We start from the raw sequence: 13,551 nt of genomic DNA on the forward strand, positions 1-13,551 counted from the left end.
CCGGCGCGTGTGCCCCGAGGTCAGCCCACCAGCTCCAGGCCGTCCGCGACGACGCGGCCGGCGTGCAGCACCGTACGGTCGCCGCTGCGGTCCATAACGGCGGACGTCACGGTGTCGCCGTCGACCAGCAGCAGGTCGGCGCTGTCGCCCATCGATACGCCCGGCCGGTCGGCCATCGAGGTCAGGCGCGGCAGCTCGGGGTGCAGGATCGAGGCGCCGCCACGGCTCGCGACGGCCATGCAGTGCTCGATCAGTTCGTCGGCGCGGTAGCGGTTGGTGAAGGCCAGCTGCCAGGTGCGGTCCAGCATGTCCCCGTTGCCGTACGGCGACCAGAAGTCGCGCTGGCCGTCCTCGCCGAGGCCGACCCGCACCCCGGCGGCCGTCAGATCGGCCAGCGGCAGCGCCCGGTGCTGCGAGGGGGCGACGGTCGCCATCGCGATGTCCAGCTCGGCGAACTCCTCGATCAGCCGGCGCGTCGTCGCCTCGTCGACACCGCCGAGGTCGTACGCGTGCGAGAGCGTCACCTGCCCGGCCATGTCGAGGGCGCGCACCCGCTCCAGGATGAGGTCGACGCTGAACACTCCCAGCGCACCGGGCTCGTGGAGGTGGATGTCGACCGGCGACCGATGGCGCTCGGCGAGGTCGAAGATGATGTCCAGGTGGCGCACCGGGTCCCGGTCGAGGGTGCAGGGGTCGATGCCGCCGACGACGGCCGCGCCCGCGGTCAGCGCCCGGTCCATCAGCTCCGGCACGCCCTTCTCCTTGAGCAGGCCGGCCTGCGGGAAGGCCATGATCTCGACCTCGCACCGGTCGGCGTGCGCCTCCTTGGCGGCGAGCACGCCCTCGAACCGCTCCAGGCCGCAGTCCGCGTCGATCTGCGCGTAGCTGCGGACCCGTGTCGTGCCGCGCTCGATCATGCGGCCCAGGGTGTACGTGGCCCGCTCCGCGACGCTCCACTCGTCCTCGCGCCAGTGGGCGCGGTCGTTCATGGTCATGGCCCAGACGCCGGGGGCGCCGGTGTGCGGGCGGAAGGGCAGCCCGATGCGGGTGGAGTCCAGGTGGCAGTGGACGTCGGAGAACGACGGCAGGGCGAGCCGTCCCCGTCCGGCCACGGTGTCGCCGGTCACGGCACGGTCCGGATCGTGCGGGGTGAGCGCCGTTATCGTGCCGTTCTCGATCTCGATGTCGCACGGCTCGCCGCCCCAGGGGCGGACATTCGTGATCAGCATGTGGTGGATCTCCTTGTCTCGGACACCGGTGCGCGGTTCTCCGGCGGGGGTCGTCCGGCGGCGGTCGTCCGGCCGCCGCCCGTCACTCGGCCGGAAGCACCTCGGCCAGGGCCGTCAGGGAGGGGCCGCGGCCCCTCTCGATGTGTGCGTAGGCGAGGGCATCGGCCAGGTCGGGCTTGCCCGCGTGGATCGCGGCGCAGATGTCCTGGTGCTCGGTGCACTGGACGCGCGGTTCGAGGCCGCCGGTGAGGGTGAACAGCCACTGCACCAGGCCGAGCGACGGCTGCAGGGCGTCCTGCAGCAGCCGGTTCCCGGTCATCGCGACGATCTCCGCGTGCAGGGCGGTGTTGGCGGCGGGGATCTCCAGCGTGTCGCCGCGCCGGGTGGCGTCCTCGGCCGCTTCCATGAGTTCCCGCAGCCGCTCACCGCCGCGGCCGGCGGCGCATGCCTCCGCGGCCCTGCGCGCGGCGAACACCTCCAGGCTCAGCCGGAGGTCGAAGAGTTCGGCCACGTCGCGGAGCGAGAGGTTGCGTACGGAAGCGCCGCGTCGTGGCGAGATCAGCACGAGCCCCTCCCCCGTCAGCCGGGTGAGCGCTTCGCGGACCGGAATGCGGGACACTCCCAGGGCGTCGGAGAGTTCGCGTTCGCGCAGCCGCGAGCCCGGCGGGTACTCCCCGCCGAGGATGCGGGAGCGGATCGTCCGCTCGGCGTGCGCGACGTGGGACGTACCGGCTCCGGTCACGAGCGGCCCGCCTCGAAGAGCGGGAACGTCGGCGGGAACAGCTCCCGGGCGCCGCGCCGGAGCACGTCGCGCTCGCTGTACGCCTCGCGCATCCGGTCGAACAGGCCCTGCGCGCGCCGACGCAGGTTCACCGGGTCGATGCCGGGGATCCGGCCGTCGGTCATGACCGGGCTTCCCGCCACGACGGAGTGGGTGGCCTGCCGGGCGGTGCCGTTCAGCAGGAAGGTCCGGACGGGGTCGTCCTGGACGCCGTCGCGGATGTCGTCCAGCCGGAACGCGACCAGGTCCGCCTGGGCTCCCGGCTCCAGCCGGCCCAGGTCGGTGCGGCCCAGCGCGCGGGCGCCGCCGAGGGTGGCCGCCTCGACGTAGTGCTCGGCGGGCGCCGCGTCCGCGCGTCCGTCGGCGACCTTGGCGAGGTGGACGCCGAGGTCCATGCCCCGGATCAGGTCCGGCGGGAAGGAGTCGGTGCCCAGGCAGAGGTTGACGCCTGCCCGCCGGTACGTGCCGAAGGAGTGCAGCACCTGGCCGTAGCGCAGGGAGGTCTGCGGACAGTGGACGACCGAGACGTCCGCCGCCGCGAGCGTCGCCAGGTCGCCGCGGTCCTCGCCGTGCACCTCGGGATGCCGGTCGATCACGATGCCGTGCGGTACGAGGAGCCGGGTGTCCAGCAGCCCGGTGCGTTCGAGCAGTTGGAGCGGGGTGGTGCCGTGCAGCTCCCGCACCAGGTTCCGTTCGGTCGTCCCCTGCAGGCAGTGGAGCCGTACGAGGACGTCCCGGCGGAGCGCGACGTCGGCGGTCTTCCGCATGAGCTCTTCGGTGAGGGTCTCGATGCGGCACGGCAGCAGCACACCGTTGACCAGCGGGTCGTCCAGTGCGGCCGCGTGATCGAGGAAGCGCACGGCGTCCCGGAGCCCGTCCCGGCCGCGCTCCTCGTCGAACTCCACGCCGCGGCTGCCGTCGGGCAGCGTCACATTGACGCCTGAGCGGTAGGCGGGCCCCAGATAGCCTCGCAGGCCGATCCGCCTGGAGGTCTCCGCCATGTCGACGAGCTCGTCGTACGGCTCGGCCCAGGCACTGTGGACCTCCGAGGCGATGGGCATGTAGGTGGTGATGCCGTGCAGCGCGAGCTGGACGAGCGCGTACTCGCGGACGGTGGCCCGCTCCGCCGGTGTGAAGACGTCATGCCGCCGGTCGGTGAAGTACTCCTGCGACCAGAGGAGTCCGCCGCCGGTCTCCTGCGACGCCCAGGAGTCCAGGACGAGGTGGTCGATGTCGGTGAGGGCGTCCAGGTCGATGAGGCCCGGCATCACCAGTGCCTCGCCGAGGTCCAGTTCCTCGTCCACCTGGCCGTGGTACCGCCTGCCGACGTACACGATCGTGTCGCCGTCCCAGACGATCTCGCCGTCGCGCAGCAGCGCGTGCCCGCCGTCGCGGTGGGCGAGGATGTGGATGGCGCGCCAGCGGGTACGCACGGGGCCTCCTGCGGATGCGGTGTCGGGGCCGTAGAGGCCGGACGGCGGTCCTTGGCTGCGCCGACACTAGCACTTGGCATACCAAATTCCGCCACCACCGAGGAGCGCGGACACCCTGCCGGAAATGACCCGGCGGACAGAGGTTCGGAATCGGGAAATGCGACCCCTTTGGGATACCATGAAGGGTGGCTATTCCGTCCGGACCCCGGACCCCGGACCCCGGGCACCGGGCCGTCGGCGACGGCCCGGTGCGGGGCTCAGAGCTCCGTCACCCTTCCCGCCGCCACTTCGACCCGCCGGGTGGTCCGTACCGCTTCCAGCATCCGTCGGTCGTGCGTGACCAGCAGCAGCGTTCCGGTGTACGAGTCGAGCGCGGATTCCAGCTGCTCGATCGCGGGCAGATCGAGGTGGTTCGTGGGCTCGTCGAGCACCAGGAGGTTGACGCCCCTGCCCTGGAGCAGGGCGAGCGCCGACCGGGTGCGCTCCCCGGGGGAGAGCGTCGTGGCGGGGCGCATCACATGGTCGGCGCGCAGGCCGAACTTGGCGAGCAGCGTGCGCACTTCGGCCGGTTCGGTGTCGGGCACGGCGGCGCAGAACGCCTCCAGGAGCGATTCCGAGCCGTGGAAGAGCTTGCGCGCCTGGTCGACCTCACCGACCACCACGCCCGAGCCGAGCGCGGCGTGGCCGGAGTCCAGCGGGAGGCGGCCGAGCAGGGCGGCGAGCAGGGTGGACTTGCCCGCTCCGTTGGCGCCGGTGATGGCGACCCGGTCCGCCCAGTCGATCTGCAGCGACGCCGGGCCGAAGGCGAAGTCACCGCGTACGGCCTGCGCTTCGCGCAGGGTGGCCACGACCGAGCCGGAGCGGGGTGCGGCGGCGATCTCCATCCGCAGTTCCCATTCCTTGCGCGGTTCCTCGACGACATCGAGCCGTTCGATCATGCGCTGGGTCTGCCGGGCCTTCGCGGCCTGCTTCTCGCTCGACTCGCTGCGGAACTTGCGGCCGAGCTTGTCGGAGTCGGTGGCCTTGCGGCGGGCGTTCTTGACGCCCTTGTCCATCCAGGAGCGCTGCATCTGGGCGCGCCCTTCGAGGGCGGCGCGCTTGTCGGCGTACTCCTCGAACTCCTCGCGGGCGTGCATGCGGGCGCGCTCGCGCTCCTCCAGGTAGGCCGCGTAGCCGCCGCCGTACAGATTGATCTGCTGCTGGGCCAGATCCAGTTCGAGGACCTTGGTGACCGTGCGCATCAGGAATTCGCGGTCGTGGCTGATGACCACGGTGCCCGCGCGGAGCCCCGAGACATAGCGCTCCAGCCGCTCCAGGCCGTCCAGGTCGAGGTCGTTGGTGGGCTCGTCGAGCAGGAAGACGTCGTAGCGGGAGAGCAGCAGGGAGGCGAGGCCCGCGCGGGCGGCCTGGCCGCCGGAGAGCGCGGTCATCGGCAGGTCGAGGCCGACGGTCAGCCCGAGCTCGGCGGCGACCTCCTCGGCGCGCTCGTCCAGGTCGGCGCCGCCGAGGGCCAGCCAGCGTTCCAGCGTCTCGGAGTACGCGTCGTCCGCACCCGGAGTCCCGTCGACGAGGCCCTGCGTGGCCTCGTCCATGGCGGCCTGGGCCTCGGCGACGCCGGTGCGGCGGGCCAGGAACTCCCGCACGGTCTCGCCGGCCCGCCGTTCCGGCTCCTGCGGGAGGTGGCCGACGGTGGCGGTCGGCGGGGAGAGCCGCAGCTCGCCCTCCTCCGGCCGGTCGAGCCCGGCGAGGAGCCGGAGCAGGGACGATTTTCCGGCGCCGTTGACTCCGACGAGACCGATCACGTCACCGGGCGCGACGACGAGGTCGAGTCCGGCGAAAAGTGTGCGGTCGCCGTGTCCGGCGGCGAGGTCCTTGGCGACGAGGGTGGCAGTCATCAGGGTGTCGATCCTAATCGGCTCCGGGGGCCGGACCGCCCGGCCGGTCGCGCTCCGGCCGGGCGCCGGGTGCCACCGGCCGTCAGCCGGCCGGATCGTCCGCGCCGGAGGAGTCCGGTTCCGGTCCGTGGTCCTCGTGGAGCCCGGTGGTGACCTGGCTGCCGCCCGGACCGATCCGGATCTCGAAGTCACCGGCGTACTTCGCGTGCCCTGCGATGACCGCGGATTCGACGGCCTCCACACCGAATTCGCGCCGCACGATCAGCGGGTCCTGGCGCAGGTCCCGCATCAGCGCCACGCACATGCCGACCATGACGACGGTGAACGGCGCGGCGACCAGGATCGTCAGGTTCTGGAGTCCGGCGAGCGCGTCGCCCTTCCCGTTGCCGATGAGCAGCATGATCGCGGCCACGGCTCCGGTGACCACGCCCCAGAAGACGACGACCCACTTGGCGGGTTCGAGGATGCCCTTCTGGGAGAGCGTGCCCATCACGATGGAGGCGGCGTCGGCTCCCGAGACGAAGAAGATGCCGACCAGGATCATCACCACCAGGCTCATCACCGTGGCGAGCGGGAACTGCTGGAGCACTCCGAAGAGCTGTGCCTCCTGGGTGACGGCGCCGCCGAGCTCGCCTGCCTCCTGGAGGTTGATCGCCGTACCGCCGAAGACCGCGAACCACACCAGGCTGACGGCGCTGGGCACCAGGATGACGCCGCCGATGAACTGGCGGATCGTCCGGCCGCGGCTGATCCGGGCGATGAACATGCCGACGAAGGGCGTCCAGGAGATCCACCAGGCCCAGTAGAAGACGGTCCAGTTGCCGAGCCACTCGGCGACGTCGCCCTTGCCGGTCGCCTCGGTGCGTCCGGCGAGCTGTGCCAGATTGCCGAAGTAGGCGGCGATCGAGGTGGGCAGCAGGTCGAGCACGATGATGGTGGGGCCCGCGATGAAGACGAAGGCGGCGAGGATCAGGGCGAGGACCATATTGATGTTGGAGAGCCACTGGATGCCCTTTTCGACACCGGAGACCGCCGAGGCGACGAAGGCCACGGTCAGCACGGCGATGATCAGGACCAGGAGCCCGGTGCCGGTCTTCTCCCTCCAGTGCAGTTCGTGGAAGCCGCTGCCGATCTGGAGGGCGCCCAGGCCCAGTGACGCGGCGGAGCCGAAGAGGGTCGCGAAGATGGCGAGGATGTCGATCAGCCGGCCGAGACCGCCGTGGGCGTGCCGGGCTCCGATGAGCGGCTCGAACACGGCGCTGATCGTCTGCCGGCGGCGCCTGCGGAAGGTGCTGTACGCGATGGCCAGACCGACCACGGCGTAGATCGCCCAGGGGTGGAGCGTCCAGTGGAAGAGGGTGGTGGCCATCGCCGTCTGCATCGCTTCGGCGGCGTCGGCGGGATGGGTGCCGGGCGGCGGGCTGATGAAGTGCGCGAGCGGCTCGCTCACCCCGTAGAACATCAGGCCGATGCCCATGCCCGCGCTGAACATCATGGCGACCCAGGACACGGTCCGGAATTCGGGCTCCTCCCCCTCCTGGCCGAGGGCGATCTTGCCGTAGCGGCTGATGGCGAGCCAGAGGGCGAAGACCACGAAGCCGGACGCGGCGAGCATGAAGGCCCAACCGCCGTTGTGGATGAGCCCGTCGAGCATGGCGCTGGAGATGTTCTGCAGCGAGTCGGTGGCGGTGGCTCCCCAGACCACGAAGGCGAGGGTGAAGACGGCGGTGACGCCGAACACCACCCGGTCCGTCGTGGGGTGCCGGTTCTGGGCCGGGTCGCCGGGGAGGTCCGCCGTCACCGGCAGGTCCCCCCGGTCGCCCGTTCTCTGTTCGTCCTGCGACACGGTTGGCGCCTTTCACGGAAGCAACTTGTTCGCTCTCCGTAGGCAGTACCACACACAGCGCTCACTCCCGTGGACCAACAAGCGGTGCGAAGGGCCCCTCTCGGGAAGGGCCCTTCACGGCCGGGCGGTCCGTCACGGGTGGCCGCCGCCCGGGACACGGGCGGAGGGACGCGGCGGTGTGACGCCCCGGACGTCGTCCGCCCGCGGCGTGGCCGTGGCGGCCGCGGAGCCGGCGGTGGCGCGTACGAAGGCGCCGGTGCCGCCGACGAACGGCAGCTTCGCGGAGGTGCGGGCCAGGTCGAGGGTGAGGGTGGGCGTGGAGTCCGGCGGGTCGATGAGGTCCCGGTCGGTGCCGGCGACGATCAGGCCGAGGCGGTGTCCGGCCGGGACGACGTGGTCGGTTGCCGCCAGGTCGATGGTGAGGGTGACGGCCCTGCCGGGAGTGAGGGGGCGGCCCCGGTGCGCGTCGGCGTACGTACCGAGGTCGGCCCAGCCGCGGCTGACCACGGTCCGGTCGACGGTGGCGGTCCGGGCCTCGGTCTCCTTGAAGCAGGAGCTGTCCCCGGTGGTGCTCGCGCCCCAGCAGCTGCGGGTGGTGAGGGTGCCGATGCCCTCGCCGGAGGAGCCGTAGTCGCGGATGGTGTCGGGGCCGAGGTCCACGAGGACCGCGGAAATATGGGCGCTCGTCGTGGTCGGGGTGGCGGTGACGGTCACCGTGGAGGAGCCGGAGAGCCTCAGATCGGTGGTGAGCGGGGCGGTGCGGAACCCGGCCTTGGCTCCGGTGGCCCGGTCCAGGTCGGCGGCCCACCGGGTCTCGTCCTGTGCCGGATCGTCGGTGAACGTCTCGGTGGCGCCGGGGCGGGCGGGCTTCAGGGCCAGGGTGCCGACGCCCGGCGCGTCGCCGGTACCGGGGCGCACGGTGGTGGCCCGGGTGGTGCGGGGCGGCCAGACGCGGTCGGTGGACCACTGGTCGGGGTGGCGTTCGATGTCGGCCATCGGTTCGCGGTCGATGCCGTTGTCGTAGCCCAGGAGGTAGTGGTCGAACCAGCGGTGCAGCGTGTCGACCCATTCGGCGCGCCGGAAGTCGAACGGGTCGACGTGTCCGGTCTGGGAGAGCCAGATCTTGCGCTCCACGCCCCGCTCCGCGAGCGCGTCCCACCACTGTCCGAGGTGCTTGGTACGGACGTTGAGGTCCTGCATGCCGTGCACGGCGAAGACGCTGGCGCGCACCTTGCCGGCGTCCTTCACGTAGTCGCGCCCGGTCCACAGCCCCGTCCAGTCACCGGTGCGCGGCGCCCCGTCGACGAGCCGCTGCTGGACGGCGGCGCAGCGGTCGCGTGCCCCGGGGCTCTCCACGTAGCCGGAGAGCCAGTCGGGGCCGCTGTCGTAGAGCGGTGCGCCCTGGGAGAAGTAGTAGTCGTACCAGGAGGAGATGGCACCGATCGGCACGATGGTGCGCAGCCCTTCCACACCGGTCGCCGCGACCCCGTTGGCGACGGTGCCGTCGTAGCTCTTGCCGATCATGCCGGTGCGGCCGTTGGACCAGCCGGCCGAGGCACGGGCGTCGCCGGTGCGGGTGGTGTAGCCGCGGGCGCGGCCGTTGAGCCAGTCGATGACAGCCTTGGCGGACTGCACGTCCGAGCGGCCGCCGACATCGACGCAGCCGTCGGAGCGGTTGGTTCCGGCCAGATCGACGGCGACGAAGGCGTAGCCGCGCGGCACGAAGTAGTTGTCGTAGTGGAGCGGGAACTGCACGGGCCGGCCGTCGGCGTCGTACGTCTTGAGCTGGCTCTCGTTGCCGCGTCCGCAGCAGGAGTAGTACGGGCTGGCGTCCATGATCACGGGGATCTTCCGGCCCTGCCGGGCGGGCTCGCGCGGCCGGACGATGTCGGCGGCGACGCGGTCGCTCCGCCCGTCCCCGTCGCCGTCCAGCCCGGTGTCGACCCAGACCGATTCGCGGACGGCGTCCCCGTAGGAGTAGACGGGTTCGCTCCGCGGCGGCCGGGCCTTCCCGGGGCTCGCCCCCTGGGCGCCTGCGGGTGGGAGCAGGACGGCCATCAGTGCGGCGACGGCCGCCACCACCAGCAATCGACAACTCGAACGGAGGACTGGGCCGTGTCCGTGAAGTCCCGTCTGGCTCGCGACGCCTGGCACGCACGCTCGCGGCGTTGTCGGAATCGCCCTCGTACACCCAGTACGAGGGCGATCCTCCGCCTTGCGATCGCACGCACCAGATGCCGCGAGCCACGCCCTGCGGGCGTACGACGGGACTTCACGGACACGGCCCAGCACACGAATCGGCATGGGCGGAAGGTACTCCGGTCAACTCCCGTACGACAGAGGGCGATCAGCGGCTTGAATAGCATGATCATGGCGCAAACAAGACGGTCCGGGGTGGCGGCCGAATGGCGATCGTGTGACAGCTGCGGCCATGGACATGACTGTTGCGGCAGTCGCTGAATAGTCTCGGCACGACGGTTCGAAAGATCACCACGACGGTTCGAAAGATCACTCGCCCGACGACTTGGAGCATTCCGTGCACCGCAGATTCATCGTCCCGAGCGCAATCGCGGCCTCCCTGCTGCTGGCGATCCCGGCTTCGGCCGCCGAAGGCACCGTGGGCGCCCCGGGCATCGGCGACGCCTACTACCCGGCCAGTGGCAACGGCGGCTACGACGTGTCCCACTACGACCTGCGGCTGAAGTACCAGCCCTCGACCGATCTGCTGGAGGGCACGGCCACGATCCTCGCCACGACCACCCAGGAACTCTCCCGTTTCAACCTGGACTTCGGGCTGGACGTCTCCGAGGTGCGGGTGAACGGCAAGAAGGCCGGCCATGTGAAGAACGGCGAGCAGGAGCTGGAGATCACCCCGGCCGCCCCGCTGGCGAAGGGCAAGGCCGTCTCGGTGGTCGTGCGGTACGCCGGGAAGCCCTCCGAGGTGAAGATCAACGGCTGGACGTCCTGGGTCCGCACCCCGGACGGCGCGGTGGCCGCCCAGGAACCGGAGTCGGCCGCGTGGTGGTTCCCCAGCAACGACCACCCGCTGGACAAGGCGACGTACGACATCTCCGTCTCCGTCCCGGACGGCACCCAGGCGATCAGCAACGGCACGCTCCAGTCGCAGAGTTCGAGGCTCGGCTGGACCCGCTTCAACTGGCGCTCCGCCCGGCCGCAGGCGACGTATCTGACCACACTGGCGGTCGGCAGGTTCGACATCACCACGGACACCACCTCGGACGGGCTGCCGGTCGTCAACGCGTACAGCGAGGACCTCGGCGCCAACGCCGGTGCGGCCCGCGCCAGCATCGAGCGGACCACCGAGGTCGCCGAGTGGCTGACCGAGGTCTTCGGGCCGTACCCCTTCGAGGCGCTCGGCGGCTACTCCCCCAATGTGACGAGCGGATTCGCCCTGGAGACCCAGACCAGGCCGTTCTACAGCCCGAAGCAGTTCGCCAACGGTGCCAATGTCTCGGTCGTCGTCCATGAGCTGGCGCACCAGTGGTACGGCGACAGCGTGTCCCTCAAGGGCTGGAAGGACATCTGGATCAACGAGGGCTTCGCCCGCTACAGCCAGTGGCTGTGGTCGGAGAAGGAGGGCGAGGGAACCGCACAGGAACTGGCGGACTACGCCTACTCCCTGCACCCGGCCGACGACCCCTTCTGGAAGGTGAAGCCGGGCGACCCGGGCCCCGACGACCAGTTCGACGCGGCCGTCTACGACCGGGGCGCGCTGGCGCTCCAGGCGCTGCGCGAGAAGCTGGGCGACGAGACGTTCTTCGCGCTGCTGAAGGGCTGGCCCGCGGAGCACGCGTACGGGAACGCGAGCGTGAGCGACTTCGTCGCGTACGCGGAACGGGTCTCGGGCAAGCCACTCGCCGCCTTCTTCGACACCTGGCTGTTCCGGCCGACGCGGCCCGAGGCCCCGGCAGCGGCCGGGACGCACGCCCTGAACGCCTCCGGGAAGCAGGCCCCGCCCGCCTCGTGGAAGAAGATCGAGGCGACGAACTCCGTGCACGAGCACCGCTGACCGGTCCGGGCGCCGCCGCCCCTTCCTCCTGGTGGGGGCGGTGATGCCCGGCGGCGGGCCGGGGCGCCGGTTAGGCTGGCGGCGTCGGCGCTGTCCGGCCGGCCCCGGCCGTTTCCGGCCCGATCCCGCGTGTACGAGGAGCGTCCCTTGCCCGGTCCGTCCCACGATGCCGATCGCGACGCCCGCCCCACCCTGGAAGCCGTGGCGGCCAGCGCCGGGGTCTCCCGGGCGACGGTCTCCCGGGTGGTGAACGGCGGGGCCGGGGTGCGCAAGCCGCTGGTGGACCGGGTGCGCAAGGCGGTCGAGGAGCTCGGATACGTACCGAACCACGCCGCCCGGACCCTGGTCACCCGACGCAACGGCGCGGTCGCCGTGATCATCGACGAGCCGGAGTTCCGGATCTTCTCCGACCCCTTCTTCTCCCAGCAGATCCGCGGCATCAGCCGCGAACTGACCCTGCACGACTCCCAGTTGGTGCTGCTCCTGGTGGAGGGGAGCGGGGACTTCGACCGGGTCGCCCGCTATCTGGCCGGTGGCCATGTGGACGGCGTACTGGCGTTCTCGCTGCACACCGACGACGAACTCCCCGCGATCATCCGCAGGTTCAAGGTGCCCACGGTCTACGGCGGTCGTCCGGGCCGGCCGGGCGCCGGGTCCGAGCTGGCCGTCCCGTACGTCGACTGCGACAACCGCGGCGGCGCGGCCGCGGCCGTACGCCATCTCGTCGGCCTCGGGCGTCGGCGGATCGCGCACATCGCCGGACCGCGCGACCAGACCTCGGCCCTGGACCGGGTCGACGGCTACCGCGACGTGCTGCCCGACGGCGATCCGGCCCTGCTGGTGGACGGCGACTTCACCGTCGAGGGCGGTGCGCGGGCGATGGCGGAACTGCTCGACCGCCGGCCCGGCCTGGACGCGGTCTTCGCCGCCAACGACCTGATGGCCTCGGGCGCCCTGCGGGTGCTGTGCGAGCGCGGCCGCAGGGTGCCCGAGGACGTGGCCCTGGTCGGCTTCGACGACATGGCTTCGATAGCCGAGGCCACCGATCCGCCGTTGACGACGGTCCGTCAGGACGTGGAGGGAATGGGCCGGTTGATGGTGCGGATGCTGATGAGCCGGCTCGACGGCGAGGCCGGGGGCGACGAGCGGGAGTCGGTGATCACGCCGACCGCGCTGGTGCGCCGGGCTTCCGCCTGAGCCCTCCCCGGCCCTGAAGGCTGTGCCGGTGGGCCGCCCGTGCCCTGCGCGCGTACGGCAGATAGCGCAGCCGCTCGGGGAGCACGGGCACGACGCGCCGCACCACCGCGCAGAACCGCCGCAGTGCGCGCTCCTGCCCGTCCGTCCACTCCAGCCCGATGGCCTCCCGGGCGTCCGGCGGCATCAGCCCGATGGTGACGAAGCGCCGGAACCGGGCCAGCGGCGGGAACAGCACCGGCCACAGCGCCCTCAGCAGCAGCCTGAGCGGCAGCGGCCCGCGGTCCGGCGGCGGTACGGGGCGATCGGTGGCGACCAGGTCCTCGACGACCGCGGTCGCCTCGATCTCCTCGGCGAGTACCTTCCGGTAGTACGGCCAGAACTCCTCGATCGTCTGCGGCATGTCCCGGTCGTGGATGCCGAGGATCCTGCCGACCTGGAGCCACTCCCGGTACAGGGCGCGTTCCTGCGCCGCGGTGAGCGGCCGGACGAGATAGCGCGCGGCGTGCTGGTAGACCGGGAAGCCGGTGGCATGCACCCATGCGTAGTTCTCCGGCGACAGCGCGTGGTAGCGGCGCCCCCGGGTGTCGGTGCCCTGGATGGTGCGGTGCAGTACGCGCAGCCTGTGCCCCTCCTCGGCCGCCGCCTCGCCCCCGTACACCCAGAGCTGGAGCGAGCGCAGGGACCTCTCGCCGCGCCCCCAGGGGTCGGTGCGGAAGACGGAGTGTTCGTCGACTCCGGCGCCGACCGCCGGGTGGGCCACCTGGAGGGTGAGCGCGGCGGGCAGCATCAGCAGGGCCCGGATGTCGCCCGAGAGGCTCCAGAGCACACCGCCGGGCGGGGGCGGTGCGGGGTCGTTGCCCCTGGCCGGTTCGCTGTTCATGCGGTGCTCCCGACGGTCGGCGGGCGCACGGCTCGGCGCCCGGTCCCTGCGTGATCCAGTATGCGAGCGTCCCGGGAGCCATGCGCACCGGCCCCCCGCCCCACCCCGCCGCATCCCCGGCCGTCGGCGGTGTTGACGGGACTTGTGAAACAAGTCGATAGTATTTGTAACTTTGACTCCCGTGCCCGACGATGCGTCATATCCCTTGAGAAGAAGGTGAGTTGGTCCGTGGCGCAGTGACAACCCGCGAAAGAGGCCGC

At 71.6% G+C, this 13,551-nt stretch carries 9 protein-coding genes; 2 read left to right on the forward strand and 7 right to left on the reverse strand.

Translation table 11 applies throughout. From position 1 onward, the window contains the following. Nucleotides 1–20: 20 nt before the first annotated feature. From OG842_RS05585 to OG842_RS05610, 6 genes are all read right to left on the reverse strand, one after another. The gene (locus OG842_RS05585; protein WP_328512089.1) at nt 21–1,229 is read right to left on the reverse strand and encodes an amidohydrolase family protein; all 1,209 of its coding nucleotides are present in this window, start codon (nt 1,227–1,229) and stop codon (nt 21–23) included. A gap of 82 nt (nt 1,230–1,311) precedes the next feature. Then, complete coding sequence (locus OG842_RS05590) at nt 1,312–1,971, reverse strand: GntR family transcriptional regulator (protein WP_266727966.1); 660 nt, start codon at nt 1,969–1,971, stop codon at nt 1,312–1,314. Then, the gene (locus OG842_RS05595; protein ID WP_328512090.1) at nt 1,968–3,443 is read right to left on the reverse strand and encodes a chlorohydrolase family protein; all 1,476 of its coding nucleotides are present in this window, start codon (nt 3,441–3,443) and stop codon (nt 1,968–1,970) included. Before OG842_RS05595 ends, OG842_RS05590 begins: the two co-directional genes overlap by 4 nt. A 257-nt stretch (nt 3,444–3,700) precedes the next feature. Then, entirely contained in the window at nt 3,701–5,338 is a 1,638-nt protein-coding gene (locus OG842_RS05600; RefSeq protein WP_328512091.1) for an ABC-F family ATP-binding cassette domain-containing protein, read from the reverse strand. 82 nt (nt 5,339–5,420) lie between these two features. Beyond that, nucleotides 5,421–7,184 (reverse strand): BCCT family transporter, encoded by a 1,764-nt coding sequence (locus tag OG842_RS05605; RefSeq protein ID WP_266727972.1) that lies wholly within the window; start codon nt 7,182–7,184, stop codon nt 5,421–5,423. Nucleotides 7,185–7,316: 132 nt separating this feature from the next. Continuing rightward, a complete protein-coding gene (locus OG842_RS05610) occupies nt 7,317–9,272 on the reverse strand; it encodes a Xaa-Pro dipeptidyl-peptidase (RefSeq protein ID WP_443063967.1) in 1,956 nt (651 codons plus the stop codon). A gap of 448 nt (nt 9,273–9,720) precedes the next feature. Between OG842_RS05610 and OG842_RS05615 the strand changes: the two genes are divergently transcribed. Both OG842_RS05615 and OG842_RS05620 read left to right on the forward strand, forming a co-directional pair. Then, nucleotides 9,721–11,214 carry a M1 family metallopeptidase gene (locus OG842_RS05615; RefSeq protein WP_266727974.1) on the forward strand — a complete coding sequence of 498 codons (1,494 nt, stop codon included), beginning with the start codon at nt 9,721–9,723 and terminating at the stop codon, nt 11,212–11,214. A gap of 147 nt (nt 11,215–11,361) precedes the next feature. Beyond that, nucleotides 11,362–12,411, forward strand: a complete 1,050-nt coding sequence (locus OG842_RS05620; protein WP_328512092.1) for a LacI family DNA-binding transcriptional regulator — start codon at nt 11,362–11,364, stop codon at nt 12,409–12,411. Here the strand turns inward: OG842_RS05620 and OG842_RS05625 are convergent. After that, nucleotides 12,374–13,291 (reverse strand): oxygenase MpaB family protein, encoded by a 918-nt coding sequence (locus OG842_RS05625; protein WP_266727978.1) that lies wholly within the window; start codon nt 13,289–13,291, stop codon nt 12,374–12,376. The genes OG842_RS05620 and OG842_RS05625 overlap by 38 nt on opposite strands. Nucleotides 13,292–13,551: the final 260 nt, after the last annotated feature.

The organism is Streptomyces sp. NBC_00376, from assembly GCF_036077095.1.
Taxonomy (GTDB): Bacteria; Actinomycetota; Actinomycetes; order Streptomycetales; family Streptomycetaceae; genus Streptomyces.

Coding starts and splice junctions, on each gene's coding strand:
- OG842_RS05585 (WP_328512089.1), bottom strand. CDS start 1,229: ATGCTGATCACGAATGTCCGCCCCTGGGGCGGCGAGCCGTGCGACATC.
- OG842_RS05600 (WP_328512091.1), bottom strand. CDS start 5,338: ATGACTGCCACCCTCGTCGCCAAGGACCTCGCCGCCGGACACGGCGAC.
- OG842_RS05625 (WP_266727978.1), bottom strand. CDS start 13,291: ATGAACAGCGAACCGGCCAGGGGCAACGACCCCGCACCGCCCCCGCCC.